The sequence below is a fragment of the Micromonospora sp. NBC_00821 genome (genome assembly GCF_036347035.1).
GTDB lineage: Bacteria > Actinomycetota > Actinomycetes > Mycobacteriales > Micromonosporaceae > Micromonospora > Micromonospora hortensis.
The window spans coordinates 1,098,738-1,116,971 of sequence record NZ_CP108880.1; the positions used below are offsets into that span (position 1 = coordinate 1,098,738).

Below are 18,234 nucleotides of genomic sequence, written 5' to 3' on the forward strand. Positions count from 1 at the left end.
GTCGGGGCGCTCGTGGCACGGCTGACGGCCCACCTGTGGTCTGCGCCGCGCCACGTCCTTGCTCCCGACGAAGGGACCACTTCGTGAGTCGGCTGTGGAGCCGGTTGGGCGCCCGTACGGCTGCTGTAGCGCTGCTCTCCGTGGGCGTTGCCGGTGGCTTCTACCTGGGCGAAGACCGGGAAACCCAGCAACAGGGTCTGACCGAGCAGGTCAGTCTCGAGGTCGACCGGGCCGACCTCGCGTACCAGCGCGAGCGGCAGGCCGCCCACCAGGTGCAGTTCTCCAAGCAGCGGGCCGCCGAGTACCAGGCCAAACTGCGGGCGAAGCAGGCCGCCAAGGAGGCCGCCGAGCGGGCCCGCCGGGCCGAGGCCGCCGCCGCGTCCCGCAAGCGCGAGCGCGCCGCCGCGAACGCGCCCGCAAAGCCGTACGACGGGCCGATCCCGGCGTCCTGCGCCGAGTACAGCGGCAACCGCAAGACTGGCTGCGCCCTGATGATCAGCGCGGGTTTCGGCATCGCCGAGTTCCCCTGCCTGGAGAAGCTCTGGACCAAGGAGAGCGGCTGGAACCACAAGGCCAACAACTCCTCGTCCGGTGCGTACGGCATCCCGCAGTCTCTGCCGGGCAGCAAGATGGGCTCCGTCGCGTCCGACTGGCGGACCAACCCGGCCACGCAGATCAAGTGGGGGTTGGGCTACATCAAGGGCAGGTACAAGACGCCCTGCGGCGCCTGGACCTACTTCCAGAACAACAACCACTACTGACGGCTCTCGAAGGCGGGGCAGGTGGCTCTCCACTCGCCCCGCCTTCGCGCGTACCCGGACGGGACATGAGTGGCGGTCGGCCGCTTTTGCTGATAGCAGTTGTGGAGTGACCCTGCACCCGTCAAGCGGCGACCCCTACCGGTTCGGCACCGAGGCGTTCTACGCCGCGCTCGGCCGGGCGTTCGTCGCCATGTGCGCGGTGGTCCCGTTCCTCTTTCTCATCGAGGCCGTCGACCAGGGGCTCGCGTTCGGCCTGGACGCCACCGCCGGCATCATCCCGCAGCGCATCGACGGGCTGGACGGGGTCTTCTTCTCCCCGTTCCTGCACCACGGCTTCGACCACCTCTACAGCAACAGCATCCCGCTGATCCTGCTGGGCACCTTCGTCCTCGCCGCCGGCGCCCGCCGGTTCCTCTGGTCGACCCTGGTCATCATCGTGGTCAGCGGGCTCGGCGTGTGGTTCACCGGCTCACCCAACTCGGTGGTGGTCGGCGCCAGCGGTGTCATCTTCGGCTACCTGGGCATCCTGCTCACCCGGGGCATCGTCGAGCGCAGCTGGTGGAACTTCGCGGTCTTCCTGCTTGTCGGTCTGCTCTACGGCTGGCAACTGGTCGGCATCCTCCCCACCGACGAGCGGATCTCCTGGCAGGGGCACCTGTTCGGCCTGCTCGGCGGGGTGGTGGCGGCGATCCTGTTCCGTCGGCGGCGACCCGCCGTGGGCGGCCCGGACTACTCAGGCTCCACGCTCAGCCTGCCCTGAGCCGATTCTCCGGCGCGCCTCTGGGACGTGCTTGCCGGACCGTCGCCGCCCGCTTACGGTCGAGATCAGCACGCGTTGATCCGTGAGCGGAAAGCGACGGTACGCCATGCGCGAGGTCGATGTCGCCGTGATCGGGGCCGGTCCGGCCGGTCTCTTCGCCGCGTACTACGCCGGGTTCCGGGGGCTGTCGGTGGCGGTGATCGACGCGTTGCCCGAGCCAGGCGGTCAGGTCACCGCCATGTACCCGGAGAAGTTGATCCTCGACGTCGCCGGTTTCCCCGCGGTCAAGGGCCGCGACCTGGTGGCCAACCTGGTGGCCCAGGCGGCACCGTTCGGCCCGCAGTACCTGCTCGGCACCCGGGCGGAGAAGCTCGCGTACGCCGACGGGCGCCCGGTGCTCGGCCTGGCCGGTGGCGAGCAGCTCGCCTGCGGCGCGGTAGTGGTCACCGGCGGGCTCGGCAGCTTCAGCCCTCGGCCGTTGCCGTGCGCCGACGGCGCCCCCGGCTCGGGGATCGTCTACTTCGTGACCGAGCCGACCGAGCTGACCGACCGGGACGTGCTGATCGTCGGTGGCGGCGACTCCGCGTTCGACTGGGCGCTGGCGCTCCAACCACTGGCCCGGTCGGTGACCCTGGTGCACCGCCGGGAGAAGTTCCGGGCCCACGCCTCGACTGTCGCCCGGGTGCTCTCCCTGCCGGTGCGGGTGGTGGTCAACGCCGAGGTCACCAGGCTGCTCGGGGACGGCGCGGTGACCGGTGCCGAGGTGACAGTGCGCGGCGGCGCGACCGAGACGCTGCCGGTGGACACCGTGGTGGCCGCCCTCGGCTTCACCGCCGACCTGGGCCCGCTCGCCGAGTGGGGGCTACGACTGGACCGCCGGCACATCCTGGTCGACAGCGCGATGGCCACCAACCTGCCCCGAGTCTTCGCTGCGGGCGACATCACCGAGTACCCGGGCAAGGTCCGGCTGATCGCCACCGGCTTCGGCGAGGCGGCGACAGCGGTCAACAACGCGGCAGTGGCCATCGACCCGAGCGCCCACCTCTTCCCCGGGCACTCCTCCGACGCCGGCTGACATTCGTCGTCGAGGGCGGAGCTGCGGTCACTGACGAGGTCGGCTGTCGGTCGTCACACGCGGGCATCACGTCGACCAGCGGGTGGCGCCAACGCGGCGACCAGCACCGCCACCATTGTCAGCGCCGCCCCGAGCAGGGTGTTCACACCCGGGTGCGAGGCCGCCGTGGGGAGGACCAGGTCCAGCAGGACGGCGCCCACGATCTGCCCGGCGATGGTGGCCAGGCCGAGCAGCAGCACACCGGTGAAGCGGACGATCGCGGCGGCGATCGCGATGAACACGATGCCGATCGGGCCGCCCAGGTAGAGCCACGGCTCGGTCGGCAGGTGGCCGCCGGGCCAGCCGCGTACGGCGATGTCGATCGCGAACGCGACGAGCAGGGTGACGGTGCCGACGGCGAAGTTGACGAGCGTGGCGGTCAACGCGCTGTCGGCCGCCGCGCGGACCCGGCCGTTGACGGCCTGCTGCCAGGCGATACCCACCCCGGCGAGCAGCGGTAGCAGCGCCAGCGCCAGCGCGCCCGGGTCGCCGAGACGGTCGCCGACCGCCAGGCCGACCGCCAGCACTGTGAGCACCGCGCCGGCCAGCCGCTGCCTGGTGATCGGCTGCCGGCCGGTCGGCCCGATCCCGGCCCGGTCCACGGCGAGGCTGCTGCCGGTCTGGCCGGCGACAACCGCCACTGTGAAGACCGCCACGCCCAACGTGCCGATGGTGAGACCCTGGGTGGCCACCAGGAAGGCTCCGCACATTCCGCCGAGGCACTGCCAAGGCCGCAGCGTGCCGGTCCGCAGGGCCCGCCGCGTCGCGACCAGCCCTCGCCGACCACCGGGGGTCGCGGGCACCAGCACCAGCAGCACCAGCAGGCCGATGCCGAACGAGACGACAGCGGCGGCGAAACCGTCGTCGAGGCGTACCCCGAGCTCACCGTTGATGCGCGACTGCACCGCCACAGCGACCCCGGAGGCCGACGCCAGCGCGACGCCGGTGATCCGGCGGGCGGCCGACAGGGTCTGCGGGGTCGCCGTGTCGGCGGCTGTCACTCCTGCTCGGCCAGCGGACGACCGTCGAAGTCGACAGCGGAGTAGAGCGCCAACTTCTCCAACCGGTGGTACGAGTCGATCACCCGGATGGTGCCGCTCTTCGAGCGCATGACGATCGACTGGGTGTACGCGCCGCCCGCCCGGTACCGCACCCCGCGCAGCAGGTCGCCCGAGGTGACCCCGGTCGCCACGAAGAAGCAGTTGTCGCCGGTGACCAGATCGTCGGTGCCCAGCACCCGGTCCAGGTCGTGACCAGCGGCGATCGCCTTCTCCCGTTCCTGCTCGTCGCGCGGCCACAGCTTGGCCTGCATGGCGCCGCCCATGCACTTCAGCGCGCACGCGGAGATGATGCCCTCCGGGGTGCCGCCGATGCCCATCAGGACGTCGACGTCCGACTCGCCCCGGGCCGCCGCGATGGAGCCCGCGATGTCGCCGTCGGAGATGAACCGGATCCCCGCCCCGGTCCGGCGGATCTGCGCGACCAGGTCGTCGTGACGGCTCCGGTCCAGCACGCAGACTGTCACCTCGGAAACGTCGGTGCCCTTGACCTTGGCGATCCGGCGCAGGTTCTCCGCCACACCGGCGTTGATGTCGATCACGTCGGCGTACGCCGGCCCGACGGCGAGCTTCTCCATGTAGAACACGGCGCTCGGGTCGAACATCGCACCCCGCTCGGAGACGGCGAGCACCGCCACCGCGTTCGGCATTCCCTTGCTCATCAGTGTGGTGCCGTCCACCGGGTCGACGGCGACGTCCACCTCCGGGCCCGTGCCGTCACCGACGTGTTCGCCGTTGAACAGCATCGGGGCGTTGTCCTTCTCGCCCTCGCCGATCACCACCACACCGCGCATCTGAATCGAGTTGATCAGCTTGCGCATCGCGTCGACAGCGGCCCCGTCGCCGCCCTCCTTGTCGCCCCGACCGACCCACCGGCCGGCGGCCATCGCCGCGGCCTCGGTGACCCGGACCAGGTCGAGGGCAAGGTTTCGGTCGAGATCCTGTGGGATCCGCGTCCTGGTGTTCGTCATGACGGCTACTCCTCCTCGCGACGGTGCGGGGACGACCGGCGGCGGGGAGGCCCCCACTGCCGGCTTTGTCGCTGATCCTCACACGATGGCCGACCGGGCGTCGGCGCGGGGCGGTGATGGCCCGGATACCGCCGGTCGGGCGGCTGCGAAGATAGCGGGGTGGAACCCGCACAGCCAGCCGACCGCGTACCCGCCGACCGCACGCCGCCCGACGGCCAGCCGCCGGCCGACGTCCCCGCCGGCCGCGGTGGTGAGCCCGCCGCGACCGACCCGACCCCACCGCCGCCGGCGGTGTCCGGCAAGTCCGAGCGGTCGCCGAAGGACATGGCGATCTCGCTGCTGGTGCTGCTCGTCCCGATCGCGCTGCTGCTGGCGTTCTACCGGGGCTTCCTCGGCGGCGACCAGGCCACCACGGTCGATCCGGCGCCCGCCTTCGAGCAGGCACGTGCGGCGAACGTCTTTCCGGTGAGCCAGCCGCAGGGGCTCGACGCCGACTGGAAGACGGTCAGCGCCCGCTACCAGACCGTCGAGGGCGGTGCGAACCTGCGAATCGGCTACCTGACACCGGAGGGGCGGGGCGTCCAACTGCTGCAGAGCAGCGTCCCGGCGGACCGTCTGCTCCCCGCCGAGCTGACCAGTCAGGGCCAGCCGCAGGGCCCCACCGAGCTGGCCGGGCGCACGTGGCAGCTCTACACGGCCCGGGGAAACCAGCAGGCGCTGGTCCTGCTGGAGCCGACCCGCACGGTGATCGTCGTCGGCGACGCCCGGGACAACGAACTCCGCGAACTGGCCGGCTCGCTGCGCTGACCGGACCCGGTGGGGTGGCCCCGCAGGCGCCGAATCTGGGCAACAGGCCCGAAGGGTGATTGTCCGACGCGTCGACAGGGAACAAGGAGGGGGTGACCCTGGCGCGTTGCTCGGCCCGGGTCGCGCGACGCAGCCGACGGTGCTGCTGCGTCGCCCGGTTTCCGGCGGCGTCCAGGTCGTCGGGTGACCCCCTTGGGAGACACGTATGACTGTTCGACGACTCGGCGCCGGCCTGGTAGCCGCCGCTCTGATCACGCCCGCACTGGCCGCCTGCGCCAGCGGAACCGGCACCACCGGATCGACGCCGTCCCCGACGGTGAGCGCCTCCGGCACGGCGAGCCCGTCCGGTGCCCCGGTGGCGGGTGACGCCAAGCAGGCCCTGCTCGACTCCACCAAGGAGATCAGCAACGGGAACTTCCGGTTCACCCTGGCCGGCGCCGGCTCGACGGCGGAGGGGCTGGTGCACCAGCCGAGCCAGAGCGCGGCGATGAAGATCGCGATCGGTGGCCCCTCGGCCGACCTGGCGATGAAGCTCGACGTGATCCACTTCAAGCCGGACAGCTGGGTCAAGCTGGAGCTGAGCGGCCCCACCGCCGACAGCCTGCCCGCCATCAAGCAGCTCAACCTCGGCAAGTACCAGCACCTGGACCAGAACCGGATCAAGGGCAACCGCAACCTCGGCTTCGACTTCGAGAAGGTCGACCCGGCTGGCAGCGCGGTGCTCACCCAGGGCATCACCGAGGTCCGCAGCACCGGCACCGGCACGTACGCCGGCACCCTCGACGTCACCAAGGCCGCCGAGGCGGGCTCGTTGAACGCGGCCACGATCGCCGCGCTGGGCACACAGGCGAAGACCGTCCCGTTCACCGCGAAGGTGGATCCGCAGGGCCGGCTCAGCGAGCTGGTGCTGCAGTTGCCGGCCGCCGGGCAGACCGCCGCCCAGGAGGTCAAGATGACCTACTCGGACTACGGTGCCGCCACCGCCGCGCAGAAGCCGCCGGCGGACCAGGTCGTCGAGGCGCCGGCCGAGCTGTACAGCCTGTTCAACTGACGTACCGAGGTGGGGCGGCTCCGGCCGCCCCACCGGCGGTCGGTCAGGAAGCGGGCTCCTGCCGGGCGGCGTCGATCCGCGCCCGCGCACCGTCCAGCCAGCGTTGACAGATCACCGCCAGCGCCTCGCCGCGCTCCCAGAGCGCCAGCGACTCCTCCAGGGACGTGCCGCCGGCTTCCAGCCGCTCCACCACCGAGGCCAGCTCGGCGCGGGCCTGCTCGTAACTGAGCCGCTCGTCCGGCCCGGCCTTCGTGTCATCAGTCATCGCGTTCATCTCAGCACACCACTCCCCACCGCGCCGCGTCGCCACTCAGCCATCGACGGTGGCGGCCAGTTCGCCGTCTGCCAGTCGTACCCGCAGCGGGTCGCCCTTGCCGACCTCCGCCGCCGCGCGGACCACGTGGCCGTCCGCGCGCTGCACTATCGCGTACCCCCGGTCGAGGGTGGCGGCGGGGGAGAGGGCGCGCAGCCGCGCGAGGGTGTGCCGCAGGTCATCCTCGGCGGCCCCGAGCCGGTGCTCCAGACAGCGGCCGGCCCGCTGACGCAACGCGGCCAGCTCGGTGGCCCGATGCTCCACCATCACCTGGGGGCGGGCCAGCACCGGCCGGGAACGCAGCCCGTCGAGCCGGTGCGTCTCCCGGTCGACCAGGTTGCGTACCGCCCGTTCGAGGCGGTGCCGGGCCTGACCGATGAGGCGTACCTCCTCGGTGAGGTCGGGGACGACCCGCTTCGCCGCGTCGGTCGGGGTGGAGGCGCGGACGTCGGCGACGTAGTCGATCAAGGGCGCGTCCGTCTCGTGGCCGATCGCGCTGACCACCGGCGTACGACAGCCGAACACCGCGCGGCAGAGCGCCTCGTCGGAGAAGGGCAGCAGGTCCTCGATGCCGCCGCCACCCCGGGCGATGATGATCACGTCGATGCTCGGGTCGGCGTCCAGCACCTTGAGCGCGTCGACGATCTGTGGCACCGCGGAGGGGCCCTGCACTGCCACGTTGACAGTCCGGAACTCCACCGCCGGCCAGCGCCGCCGGGCATTTGTCAGCACGTCCCGCTCCGCCGCCGACGCGCGACCGGTGATGAGGCCGATCCGGCCGGGCAGGAACGGCAGTCGACGCTTGCGGGCGCGGTCGAAGAGCCCTTCGGCGGCGAGCAGCTTCTTGAGCTTCTCCAGTCGGGCCAGCAGCTCCCCGAGCCCCACCTGACGAATCTCGTCGGCCCGCAGGCTCAGCGTGCCCCGGGCGGCGTAGAACTCGGGCTTGGCGTGCAGCACCACACGTGCGCCCTCGCGTAGCTCCGGCGCGCCGGAGTCCAGGACGTCCCGGTTGGTGGTGACGGTCAGGCTCAGGTCGGCCGATGGGTCACGCAGGGTGAGGAAGACAGTGCTGGCTCCCGGGCGGCGGCTGATCTGCGCGACCTGCCCGTCCACCCACACCCAGCCCAGCTTGGCGATCCAGGCGCCCACCTTCTGGCTGACCACCCGTACCGGCCAAGGCTCCTCAGCGCTGCTGGCCCCGCCGCCCCCGCCGCCCCCGCCGCCGCTTCCGCCGCTTCCGCCGCTTCCCACCCGCCCACCCTCGCTCACCCGCCCACCCTACGGACCTCCCCGGGTGATCAAGAGGTTTGCGTCGGCGCTGGGCGCGTTTCTGACGTAAACCTCTTGATCACCGAGGGCTGGGGGGTGGGTTGCGGGCCGCTGCCGCGCTGCGGGGTGGCACGTACGATGGGGTGGTGACTGAGGCTCAGGCGACTCACCGGACCGGCAAGCGCGTGCTCCTGGCCAAGCCCCGCGGCTACTGCGCGGGTGTCGACCGCGCGGTGCAGACCGTGGAGGAGGCGCTGAAGCTCTACGGCGCCCCGATCTACGTGCGCAAGCAGATCGTGCACAACAAGCACGTGGTGCAGACCCTGGAAGCCCAGGGCGCGATCTTCGTGGAGGAGAACGAGGAGGTGCCGGAGGGCGCCACAGTCGTCTTCTCCGCGCACGGTGTGGCGCCGGAGGTCCACGAGCAGGCCAAGGCGCGGTCGCTCAAGGCGATCGACGCGACCTGTCCGCTGGTCACCAAGGTGCACCACGAGGCGCGGCGCTTCGCGGCCGAGGACTACGACATCCTGCTCATCGGCCACGAGGGGCACGAGGAGGTCATCGGCACCGCCGGTGAGGCTCCCGCGCACATCCAGCTGGTGGACGGCCCGGACGGCGCCGACAAGATCACCGTACGTGATCCCGAGAAGGTCGTCTGGCTCTCCCAGACCACGCTTTCGGTCGACGAGACGCTGGAGACGGTGGCCCGCCTCAAGCAGCGGCTGCCGCTGTTGCAGTCCCCGCCCAGCGACGACATCTGCTACGCCACCTCGAACCGGCAGCACGTGGTCAAGGAGATCGCCGCCGACTGTGACGTGGTGATCGTGGTCGGCTCGACGAACTCCTCCAACTCGGTCCGCCTGGTCGAGGTCGCCCTTGACGCCGGCGCCCGCGCCGGTCACCTGGTCGACTTCGCGCACGAGATCGACGACGCCTGGCTGGAGGGGGCCACCACGGTCGGCCTGACCTCGGGAGCGAGCGTCCCGGACGACCTGGTCCAGGAGGTGCTGGTCCACCTCGCCGCCCGCGGCTTCGCCGACGTCGAGGAGATCACCACCGCCAATGAGCGGCTCACGTTCTCGCTTCCGCAGGAGCTGAGGCGGGACATGAAGGCCGCAGCGGCGCGCGGCTGAAGCGCGGGAACGAACTCGGGTCGGCGTACGTCAGATTCGGCATGAGGACTCTTCGGCTCGCCGTCCCCGCGCTGGCCGTCTGCGTGGCGCTGAGCGCCTGCGGCGGCCAGGGTGTCGGGGGCGGCACACCCACCCCGACACCGACGGGAGCGCAGCCGGTGACCAGCCAGCCCACGCCCGACCCGACGCCCTCGCCAGAGACCGTCACCCGGTCCGTGCCGCCCGGCCTGAAGACTCCGAAACCGGGCGGCCCGAGCACGCCGCCGGGCGTCGGGGCCACCACACTGAGCGGCACCGTGCAGGGCGGTGTGGAGCCCGGCTGCGTACTGCTCGACGGTTACCTGCTGCTCGGCGGCCCGCGTGAGGTGCTGACGCCGGGCGCCCGGGTCGAGGTCACCGGTCGGGTCGAGCCCGGCATGATGACCACCTGCCAGCAGGGCACCCCGTTCGTCGTGACGGCCGCCCACCGGTCCTGACCCTTCGGCCCCCCTCACGCGCGGAAGCCCGCCCCCGGACCTGGGGACGGGCTTCCGCTGGCGTTACGGACGGATCAGTTCACGGCACCGATGGACACGTTGCCGCGACCCACGATCGCACCCTCGCTGGTGACGATCGCCAGTTCACCGGAGAGCTGACGCCCGTCGGCCGGAACGGCCACCGCGGTCACAGTGCCGGTGATGGTGGCCGACTCGCCGTGCATCAGCGGCACCGCGACGGCCGGAGCGGTGATCGTGCCCAGCGACGCGGACGCGAACGCGTCGTAGTAGTCGTAGGCGGTGCTGGTGCCCGGCCCGTCAACCCCGTACGGCTCCACCACGACGCGGTAGGTGCCGGCGGCCGGGTTGGTCAGCGTGACCGCCTCCTCCGAGTCGCCGTCCGCGGCCCGACCGACCTCGGTGGTACCCCGGTAGACGAACAGGTCCAGGTCGGCGCCCGCGTTTGCGGGGTTGCCGATCCGGGCGGTGAACGTCGACGTACCGGCCGGGATCTCGACTGTCCACTCCTGGTTGGGACCGCCCTCGGTGATGGTCGGACGCTCGGTCCGCACACCGGTCAGCGCGCCACTGCGGCCGCTGACCGAGACCGGACCGAAGGCGTTGGTGACCTTCCAGGTCACCGGGGTCGGCTCGCCGGCCTCGACACTGGGCAGCTCGACCAGCGCAGGCTCGACAGTCAGGCCCTGCACCCGCGCCTGGAGCGTGAACGGGTTGTTCAGCGCCGGGGACGTCCGCCGCGACTCCACCTCGATCTCCCAGACCCCGGGCAGCGGGTTCTGGTAGTCACGCTCCTGCGGCTTGCAGACGTTGACGTCGGAGAAGTTGGTGTAGCAGACGGTGCTGGTGGTGGCCTCCACCGGCACACCCAACGGGTTGATGGCGATGAACCGGGTCTGCGAACCGGTGGCGATCCCGGAGAGGTTCACCTGGAGGGCCTTGGCGCCCTCCGGCACCGTGACGAAGTACGACGTGAAGCCGTTGCGGTCGACCGACCCCTCGTTGGTGTACGAGAAGTTGGGCTTCTTCACGTCGTTCGAGGCCACTACCACCGTGGACACCTCGAAGTCGACAACGTTGGTGGCCGGGTCGTCGATCCGCGCGATCGCGCCGTGCGCGCCCTCGGTGGCCGGCTTGGCGGTGACGCTGATGGTGACGGCCTTGTTGAGCGGCAACGCGACGGTCTTCGGTGCCTTGAAGGTGCCGTCGTTGCCCTGGAGCGTGATGTTGTGCTTGATGGTGCCGGCCGGGCCGCTGGTGCGGGTGAGCTTGACCGGGTACGTCTTGCTCTGGCCGACCTTGTGGCCACCCTCGGACGAGGTGCAGCGGTTGTAGACGCCGGTGCCCCGACCCGGGTTCGGCACGAACTTCACACCGTTCCAGATGGTCAGCTGCTCCGCCAGCGGGCTGCAGACCGGCGCGTCGGAGACGTACGACCGGGTTTCGACGCCCTGGCGCAGCAGCTGCCAGGCGCCCGGAACGTTGACCATGCCGTAGCCCTGCGCGTACGTCGGCACGTCAGCGATCGGCTTGGCGGAGCTGAACAGCGCCCGCCGCAGTGCCGCCGGGCTGACGCCCCGGTCGGTGGCCTTGGCGGCCGACAGCAACAACGCGCCGGCGCCGGCGGTCTGCGGAGACGCCATCGAGGTGCCGTTCAGCATCGCGTAGCCCGGGGGCAGCGCGTATCCGGCCTCGGCGACCGGGGCGCCGAGCTGCCAGGTCGGCGCGGTGGAGATGGCCGAGCCGGGGGCGGCGATGTTCGGCTTGAAGCCGCCGTCCTCGCGCGGGCCACGGGAGGAGAAGTTGAACAGGGCGTTCTTCTTCTTGACGACCGAGCCGTAGTTGGCCAGCCAGGTGTCCTTGCTGATGTTGGCGGCAACGCTGATCACGTTGCTGGCCACCGACGGGTCGCCGATGGTGTTGAGACCCGGGCCGGAGTTGCCGGCCGAGATGACCAACTGCACGCCGTACGTCTCGATCAGTTCGTTGTAGAGGTTCGTCCGCGCGTTGTTGCCGTCGTTCAGGCCCGGAAGGCCACCGATCGACATGTTGACGATGTCGACGCCACGGTTGGCCACCAGATCGATCATGCCGGTGGTGAGGGCCGCAGCGGTGCAGCCGCCACCCCAGGAGCAGGCGCGGGCGGAGACCAGCTTGGCGCCGGGCGCGGCGCCGTCGAAGGCCCCGTTGCCGAGCATGTCGTTGGCGGCGGTGATGCCGGCGACGTGGGTGCCGTGGGTGCTCTCGACGATGCCGATGTTGACGAAGTCGTAGTAGGGGCCGGCCTGCCCGTCACCAGGTTCGACGTCGACGTTCTTGCGGAACTCGACGACGAACGGCTGCCGCTCGGCGACGGCGGTCGCCGGGTTGTCGGTGCCGAAGTGTCCGACGTCGTACTTCTCCTTGTACGGCCGCATCATCGGCTCGTCGGTGAAGTTGCGGTTCTGGTTGGCGTCCACCCAGATGTTGTTGGTGGCCGGGTCGTAGAGCAGCCCCCAGGTGTCGGTCGTGTCGCCGTCGCGGTTGACGTCACCCCGGGCGTCGCTCGCGGCGGTGACCGACTCGCTGAACAGGTTGAACCGGTACGTGCCTGCCGGCGCCGTCCAGGCGCCGCCCGCGATGGTGAACGACGGCCCGGCGACCTCGGTCTGCATCGCCCGCCACGTCCTGTCCTCCAGCGGGTCGGTCGCGGTGACCCAGTCGACGATCTTGCGTTCGCCGGTGGTGGTCTGCTGCAACGCCGGGTGGGCAAGGTCCACACCGGAGTCCATGATGCCGATCGTGACGCCCCGGCCGTCCCACTCGGGGTGGGCCGCGGTGAACGCCACAGCGCCGGTCTCGTTCGTCGGCATGTAGGGGTTGTCGGCCGGGGTGCTCTCTCCCGGCGCCTCGACCGCGGCCTGCCGCGCGCCGGCGGTGCCGGTGGCGGTGCGCTCCGGGGCCGGGTCCGGCAGTTGGATGACCTCGTCCAGGTCGACGGCCGAGACTCCGGGCAGTCGCGCCGCCTTGAGGACCCGGTCGGTCGGGACCTTCGCCAGCACGAAGCCGACCCGGTCCTGCCGTTGGCTGACAGTGCCGCCGAGCTTGGTGAGGCTGTCGGCGACGTCCCCCGCCTCACCCTTCTCGGTGGCGACGATCAACGTGACGGTCGGGGCCTTCTTGGCGCGGGCCTCGCTGAGCAGTTTGGCGTCGTGGGCGCCCAGCGTCTCGGCGGCGGTGGCCGGGGAAGCGTCCGGTGTGGTGGCGGGAGCGGCGGCCGCGGTGGCGGCACCAGCCATGGTCGTCATGGCGCTCGCCGCCAGGACCGACGCGAAGAGCGCGGCTGAGGTGCGCCGGCTCATATTTCGGAGTCTGCTCACGTTCTCTTTACCTCCAGAGAACAGGGCCCTTCAGAGAAGGGCGCTCGGGTGAGCAGAATCTTTCGCGGTATCGACAAGCACTGTCACTACTGGTCAGTCCCTTGTGACCAGTTCGTGATGCGCGGGCATACGCACTGTCACATGAATGGCTAACGGGTCGAGACCTCGTCAGCCGGATCGGCCAGCTCGGGGGCCTGCGGCTGCCGGGGCGTCAACTCGACCTGAGCCGGGGTCGCCAACTCGTCGTCCGAGACACCCAACTCGGCGAGCTTGCGGGCGCTGACCAGCACCCGGGCCTCCAGCGAGCCGACCGCCCTGTTGTACGCGGTCACCGCACCGGCCAGCGAGGACCCGAGCTTGCCCACGTGGTCGCCCAGGGTGGAGAGCCGGCCGTACAGCTCCCGGGCGAGGGTGTGCACGGCGAGCGCGTTGCGGGCCAGTGCCTCCTGCCGCCAGGAGTAGGCGACAGTGCGGAGCAGGGCGACAAGCGTGGCCGGCGTGGCGAGCACCACGTTGCGGGTGAAGGCGTGCTCCAGCAGCGTCGGGTCCCGCTGGAGCGCGACGTCGAGGAAGGGGTCGGCCGGGACGAACAGCACCACGAACTCGGGGGAGTTGTCGAACGCCGACCAGTACGACTTGGCGGCCAGGGCGTCGACGTGCCCGCGCAGGTGCCGCGCGTGCGCGTCGAGGTGGGTGTCCCGGCCGCGCTCGTCGCGGGCCTCCATGGCTGTCAGGTACGCGTCGAACGGGGCCTTGGCGTCCACCACCACGGAGCGACCACCGTGCAGGCGGACCACCAGATCCGGTCGGACGACCTGCTGGTCGGTGGCGGCGGTGACCTGCTCGGAGAAGTCGCAGTGCTCCAGCATGCCGGCAGCCTCGACGATCCGGCGCAACTGGTGCTCGCCCCAGCGGCCCCGCACCTGCGGTGCGCGCAGCGCCGCCACCAGCTGTTTGGTCTCGGTGCGCAGCTCACCGGAGACCGCGTTCATCGAGCGGACCTGCTCGCGCAGCTCGGCGTACGCGTCGACGCGGTCGTGCTCCAGCTCGGCCACCCGCTGCTCGTAGCGGCGCAGGGTGTCGTGCAGCGGCGCGACCGCGCGGGCCACCGCCTCCTGGGACTGGGCGGTGGCCTCGTAGCTCAACGCCCGCATGGACTGCTCCAGCCGACCCTCGCCCTCCCGGGTGGCGGCCAGGGTGGCATCCAGGCGGGCGATGTCGGCGGCCGACCGGGACCGGGCCGCGAGCCAGCCCACCGCCCCGCCGGCGCCGAGGCACACGATCACCAGGAGCAGCGTCGAGACGTCCATCACCGGAGCTTGCCAGACGGATACGACGTGCGACCCGGGGGTACGTTCGATGACATGGAACTTGTGCTCTGCCTCGCCGTTGTGCTGGTCGGCGCGCTGGGCGCCGCCGCGCTCGTCCGCGCTCAGGCCGGTGCCCGTCGGCGCACCGAGCTCGGCGATGCCCGCGCGGAGGCGCAGCGGTGGTACGAGCGCCTCGGCGGCCAGTTGATGAACCTGCAGGGCGACGACCCAGCGGTACGACAGGCGCTGGCCGATGCCGGTGAGCGGTACAACGCGGCGGGCTCCCAGCTGGAGCAGGCGTCCACGCCGCACCAGTTCGGGCTGGCCCGGGAGACCGCGCTGGAGGGTTTGGCGTACATCCGGGCGGCGCGTACGGCGCTGGGCATCGATCCGGGCCCCGAGGTGCCGACACTGGCCGCCGCCCGCGGCGTGGGGCAGCTCACCAAGGAGCGCGAGGTCGATGTGCAGGGGCAGACCTTCCGGGCCGGGCCACAACCCGGCCGGGAAACGCCCTACTACTACCCCGGTGGGCGTTATCAGGGTCGCCCGGTGCCCGCCGGTTGGTATTCGACGCCCTGGTGGAAGACGGCGCTGGGTGCCGGCGCTGGTGTGCTCGGCGGCATCCTGATCGCCGACGCGCTGTTCTCGCCAGCCTTCGCCGACCCGGGGTACGGCTACGACGCCGGCTACCAGGAGGGCTTCGGTGACGGTGTCGACCAGGGCGGCGACGGCGGCGACCAGGGCGGCGACTTCGGCGGCGGCGACCAGGGTGGGGACTTCGGCGGCGGCGACTACGCCGGTGGGGACTTCGGCGGCGGCGGCTTCGGGGGCGGAGATTTCGGGGGCGGGGATTTCGGCGGCGGCGACTTCTGACAGTCGTCCAGACCTACGGAAACGGGCCCCGGTCACAGTGACCGGGGCCCGTTTCCGTACCTGCCGATCAGCCGGTGTTGCGCATCCCGGCGGCGATGCCGTTCACGGTGGTGAGCAATGCGCGTTCCAGGGCGGTGCCGTCGCTCGGTGCGCGTCGGCCGCCCGGCGCGGTGGCGATCGCCCGCCCGGCCGCGCCCGACTCCCGGTACTGCCGCAGCAGCGCCACCTGGAGATGGTGCAGCGGCTCCAGGTAGGTGTCGCGGACGGCCAGGGTGCGCTGGAGCACCGGCGAGTTCTCCAGCAGGGCCGGTGAGGCGGTCACCGCCAGCACCTCCCGCTTGGTCAGCTCGTACTCCTGCTCGATCTGCTCGAAGATCGGGTGCAGCTTCTTCGGCACCAGCGTCTCGACGTACCGGCGGGCGATGCTCAGGTCGGTCTTGGTCAACATCATCTCGACGTTCGACAGGAACGTGCGGAAGAAGTGCCAATTGCGGTGCATCTCGGCCAGCACGTCCGCCAGACCGGCCTCGCGGGCGGCGGCGAGCCCGGAGCCGACGCCGAACCAGCCCGGCACGATCTGCCGGGTCTGCGTCCAGCCGAACACCCACGGGATGGCCCGCAGCCCGGACAGCCCAGCGCCGGTGTTGGGGCGCTTCGCCGGCCGGGAGCCGATGTTCAGCGCGCCGAGCAATTCGGTGGGGGTGGACGCCCAGAAGTACGCGGGCAGGTCCGGGTCCTCGACGAGCGACCGGTAGGACCGGAACGCCGACTCGGAGACCACGTCCATCGTCGCGTCCCAGCGCTCCAACATCTCGGCCGGCTGCCGGGGGGCGGTGTGCAGCAGGGTCGCCTGGAGCACCGCGGCGAGGGTGAGTTCCAGGTTCTCCCGGGCCAGCGAGGGCAGGGTGTACTTGTCGGAGATCACCTCGCCCTGCTCGGTCACCTTGATCGCGCCGTCCATGGTGCCGTACGGCTGCGCCAGGATCGCCTCGTGCGTCGGCCCGCCGCCGCGCCCGACGGTGCCGCCCCGGCCATGGAAGAGCCGCAGGTGCACACCGTGCCGGGCGGCCACGTCGCGCAGCGCGCGCTGCGCCCGGTGGATCGACCACTGGCTGGTGGTGATCCCGGCTTCCTTGTTCGAGTCGGAGTAGCCGAGCATGACCTCCTGCACGTCACCGCGGGCCGTCACCAGCGCCCGGTAGGCGGGCAGCGACAGCAGCTCGTCGAGGAGTTCACCCCCCGAGTTCAGCTCGGCCGGGGTCTCCAGGAGCGGCACGAACCCGACCCGGGCCCGCCCGCTGTGCACGTCCACCAGGCCGGCCTCGCGGGCCAGCACCACGGCGGCCAGCACGTCGTCGACACCCAGGGTCATCGAGATGATGTACGACTCGATCACCTCGGCGCCGAACCGGTCCTGTGCCTCCCGGATGGTGCTGAACACGTCGAACGTCTTGCGGGCCGGCTCGGACAGCGACGTGTCCAGCGTCGACAGCGGACGTCGACCGGTCAGCTCGTCGGCGAGCAGCTTGGTGCGTTCCAGCCGGGTCAACGCCGGGTAGTCGGAGACCTCGCCGACCGCCTCGTAGAGCTGCGCGAGCACCGCGTGGTGCGCCTCGGCGTGCTCCCGGACGTCCATCGTCGCGAGGTGCAGGCCGAACGCGGAGACCGTACGGATGGTGGAGGCCAGCCGGCCGACCGCTGTGAGCTGCCCGGAGTTGCGGGCCAGCGAGGCACGCAGCAGGTCCAGGTCGGCGATCAGCTCGGCGGAGCCCCGGTAGTCCCGGCCCGGCACGTGTGCGGTGCCCTGGCGCAACCTCAGCCGGGTGTTGGCGAGCTTCGCCTTCACACAGCGTGCCTTCAGCCGGTACGGCTCCTCCGCGTTGACCCGGCGGAAGCGTTGCGCCACCTCGGGCAGCGCGTCCAGGTCGGCGGCGAGGCTGGCGGAGAGGTCCAGGGACACCCCGCGCAGTCGGCGGGACACCGAGACCTCGTTGATCAGGTGGTCCATCGCCTTCTCGGTGGCCGCGATGCCGTGCTCGTGCTGAATGGTCAGCACCTCGCGGGTGACCGCCGGGGTGACGAACGGGTTGCCGTCGCGGTCGCCGCCGATCCAGGTGCCGAAGCTCAGCGGCCGGGCCGTCGGTGAGGTCTCCACACCGAGCGTGCGCAACGTGTCGGCCAGGTCGTCGAGCACCTGCGGGGCGGCCTCGGCGTACAGGTCGCGCAGGTAGTAGATGGCGTTGCGGGCCTCGTCGGTCGGGTCCGGCCGGTCGAGCCGCAGCTCGTCGGTCTGCCACATCAGGTCCAACAACTCGGCCAGCCGGCGGTTGGCCGGGCCCTCGTCGCTGGCGCCGTAGAGGATCGCGTTGGCGGTCTCGTTGTCCAACTCGTCGGCGATCGCCCGCAGCTTGGACAGGATCGAGCGCCGGGCCGCCTCGGTCGGGTGCGCGGTGAAGACCGGTCGCACCGCCAGCCGGCGAGCCGCGTTGGCGATCTCCTCGGCCGGCACCCCGCGCTCGGCGATCATCTTGGCGGCCTGGTCCAGCCAGCCGCCCTGCACCGCGCGACGGCGGCGCAGGTCCCGCGCACGGTGCACCTGCTCGGTGATGTTGGCCAGGTGGAAGTAGGTGGAGAAGGCGCGGGCCAGCTTGGTGCCGGTGGTCACGTCGAGCCCGCCGAGGCGCTGGGCGGCAGCGGGGGCGTCGGAGCGAACCTGGGCGCGGATCTCCTCGACGAGGTCGAGCAGTGGGCGACCCTCCTGGCGGGCCAGGGTCTGGCCGAGCAGGGTGCCGAGTCGGCGAATGTCGGCGCGCAGTGCGGCGTCCGGGCCGTCGTGGTCGTGCTGGTCGGTCACGATGCGCTCCCTTACGTGGATACGAAGGACAGCGCTGTCCGACTTACTGGATGGTATCCGCGCGCAGGGGATGTCTGGAGGGCCCCCTGGTGATCCACTGCCCCGCG

At 71.4% G+C, this 18,234-nt stretch carries 15 protein-coding genes; 8 read left to right on the top strand and 7 right to left on the bottom strand.

The window, feature by feature from the left end; translation table 11 throughout:
• Positions 1–83: 83 nt before the first annotated feature.
• From OHB44_RS05240 to OHB44_RS05250, 3 genes are all read left to right on the top strand, one after another.
• Positions 84–761, top strand: a complete 678-nt coding sequence (locus tag OHB44_RS05240) for a lytic transglycosylase domain-containing protein (protein WP_238684420.1) — start codon at positions 84–86, stop codon at positions 759–761.
• Positions 762–867: 106 nt separating this feature from the next.
• Positions 868–1,521: a rhomboid family intramembrane serine protease gene (locus tag OHB44_RS05245; RefSeq protein ID WP_238684419.1), complete on the top strand. Its 654-nt coding sequence runs from the start codon at positions 868–870 to the stop codon at positions 1,519–1,521.
• Positions 1,522–1,627: 106 nt separating this feature from the next.
• Positions 1,628–2,596, top strand: coding sequence for an NAD(P)/FAD-dependent oxidoreductase (locus tag OHB44_RS05250; protein ID WP_238684475.1), 969 nt, complete (start codon positions 1,628–1,630; stop codon positions 2,594–2,596).
• A 53-nt stretch (positions 2,597–2,649) separates the two neighbouring features.
• Here OHB44_RS05250 and OHB44_RS05255 read toward each other — a convergent pair whose 3' ends face one another.
• Positions 2,650–3,636, bottom strand: coding sequence for a DMT family transporter (locus OHB44_RS05255; RefSeq protein WP_238684418.1), 987 nt, complete (start codon positions 3,634–3,636; stop codon positions 2,650–2,652).
• Positions 3,633–4,664 (bottom strand): class II fructose-bisphosphatase, encoded by a 1,032-nt coding sequence (gene glpX, locus OHB44_RS05260; RefSeq protein WP_091394313.1) that lies wholly within the window; start codon positions 4,662–4,664, stop codon positions 3,633–3,635. Before glpX ends, OHB44_RS05255 begins: the two co-directional genes overlap by 4 nt.
• A 159-nt stretch (positions 4,665–4,823) precedes the next feature.
• On the opposite strand from glpX, the gene OHB44_RS05265 reads away from it, so the two are divergent.
• Entirely contained in the window at positions 4,824–5,471 is a 648-nt protein-coding gene (locus OHB44_RS05265; protein ID WP_238684417.1) for a DUF4245 domain-containing protein, read from the top strand.
• Between the two features lie 205 nt (positions 5,472–5,676).
• The gene (locus OHB44_RS05270; RefSeq protein WP_266303672.1) at positions 5,677–6,522 is read left to right on the top strand and encodes a hypothetical protein; all 846 of its coding nucleotides are present in this window, start codon (positions 5,677–5,679) and stop codon (positions 6,520–6,522) included.
• Between the two features lie 43 nt (positions 6,523–6,565).
• Here the strand turns inward: OHB44_RS05270 and OHB44_RS05275 are convergent, their stop codons facing one another.
• Entirely contained in the window at positions 6,566–6,787 is a 222-nt protein-coding gene (locus OHB44_RS05275; RefSeq protein ID WP_030328827.1) for an exodeoxyribonuclease VII small subunit, read from the bottom strand.
• A gap of 45 nt (positions 6,788–6,832) precedes the next feature.
• Positions 6,833–8,086, bottom strand: coding sequence for an exodeoxyribonuclease VII large subunit (gene xseA, locus OHB44_RS05280; RefSeq protein ID WP_330441184.1), 1,254 nt, complete (start codon positions 8,084–8,086; stop codon positions 6,833–6,835).
• Positions 8,087–8,250: 164 nt separating this feature from the next.
• Here xseA and OHB44_RS05285 point away from each other — a divergent pair, with 164 nt between their 5' ends.
• Together OHB44_RS05285 and OHB44_RS05290 are read left to right on the top strand one after the other, a co-directional pair.
• Entirely contained in the window at positions 8,251–9,237 is a 987-nt protein-coding gene (locus tag OHB44_RS05285) for a 4-hydroxy-3-methylbut-2-enyl diphosphate reductase (protein ID WP_091397205.1), read from the top strand.
• 41 nt (positions 9,238–9,278) lie between these two features.
• On the top strand, positions 9,279–9,713 hold the full coding sequence (locus tag OHB44_RS05290) for a hypothetical protein (protein WP_238684414.1): 435 nt from the start codon (positions 9,279–9,281) through the stop codon (positions 9,711–9,713).
• Positions 9,714–9,787: 74 nt separating this feature from the next.
• On the opposite strand, the gene OHB44_RS05295 is transcribed toward OHB44_RS05290, so the two are convergent.
• Both OHB44_RS05295 and OHB44_RS05300 read right to left on the bottom strand, forming a co-directional pair.
• Positions 9,788–13,090 (bottom strand): S8 family serine peptidase, encoded by a 3,303-nt coding sequence (locus OHB44_RS05295; protein ID WP_330439753.1) that lies wholly within the window; start codon positions 13,088–13,090, stop codon positions 9,788–9,790.
• Positions 13,091–13,239: 149 nt separating this feature from the next.
• Entirely contained in the window at positions 13,240–14,400 is a 1,161-nt protein-coding gene (locus OHB44_RS05300) for a DNA recombination protein RmuC (protein ID WP_238684412.1), read from the bottom strand.
• Between the two features lie 54 nt (positions 14,401–14,454).
• Between OHB44_RS05300 and OHB44_RS05305 the strand changes: the two genes are divergently transcribed.
• Positions 14,455–15,273 (top strand): hypothetical protein, encoded by an 819-nt coding sequence (locus OHB44_RS05305; protein WP_330439754.1) that lies wholly within the window; start codon positions 14,455–14,457, stop codon positions 15,271–15,273.
• Between the two features lie 67 nt (positions 15,274–15,340).
• Here the strand turns inward: OHB44_RS05305 and ppc are convergent, their stop codons facing one another.
• Complete coding sequence (gene ppc / locus OHB44_RS05310; protein ID WP_266303669.1) at positions 15,341–18,127, bottom strand: phosphoenolpyruvate carboxylase; 2,787 nt, start codon at positions 18,125–18,127, stop codon at positions 15,341–15,343.
• Positions 18,128–18,234: the final 107 nt, after the last annotated feature.

Bases quoted from the DNA above. Each gene is read 5' to 3' on its own strand.
- OHB44_RS05250 (WP_238684475.1), top strand. From the start codon at position 1,628: ATGCGCGAGGTCGATGTCGCCGTGATCGGGGCCGGTCCGGCCGGTCTC.
- glpX (WP_091394313.1), bottom strand. From the start codon at position 4,664: ATGACGAACACCAGGACGCGGATCCCACAGGATCTCGACCGAAACCTT.
- OHB44_RS05270 (WP_266303672.1), top strand. From the start codon at position 5,677: ATGACTGTTCGACGACTCGGCGCCGGCCTGGTAGCCGCCGCTCTGATC.
- OHB44_RS05275 (WP_030328827.1), bottom strand. From the start codon at position 6,787: ATGACTGATGACACGAAGGCCGGGCCGGACGAGCGGCTCAGTTACGAG.
- OHB44_RS05290 (WP_238684414.1), top strand. From the start codon at position 9,279: ATGAGGACTCTTCGGCTCGCCGTCCCCGCGCTGGCCGTCTGCGTGGCG.
- OHB44_RS05300 (WP_238684412.1), bottom strand. From the start codon at position 14,400: ATGGACGTCTCGACGCTGCTCCTGGTGATCGTGTGCCTCGGCGCCGGC.
- OHB44_RS05305 (WP_330439754.1), top strand. From the start codon at position 14,455: ATGGAACTTGTGCTCTGCCTCGCCGTTGTGCTGGTCGGCGCGCTGGGC.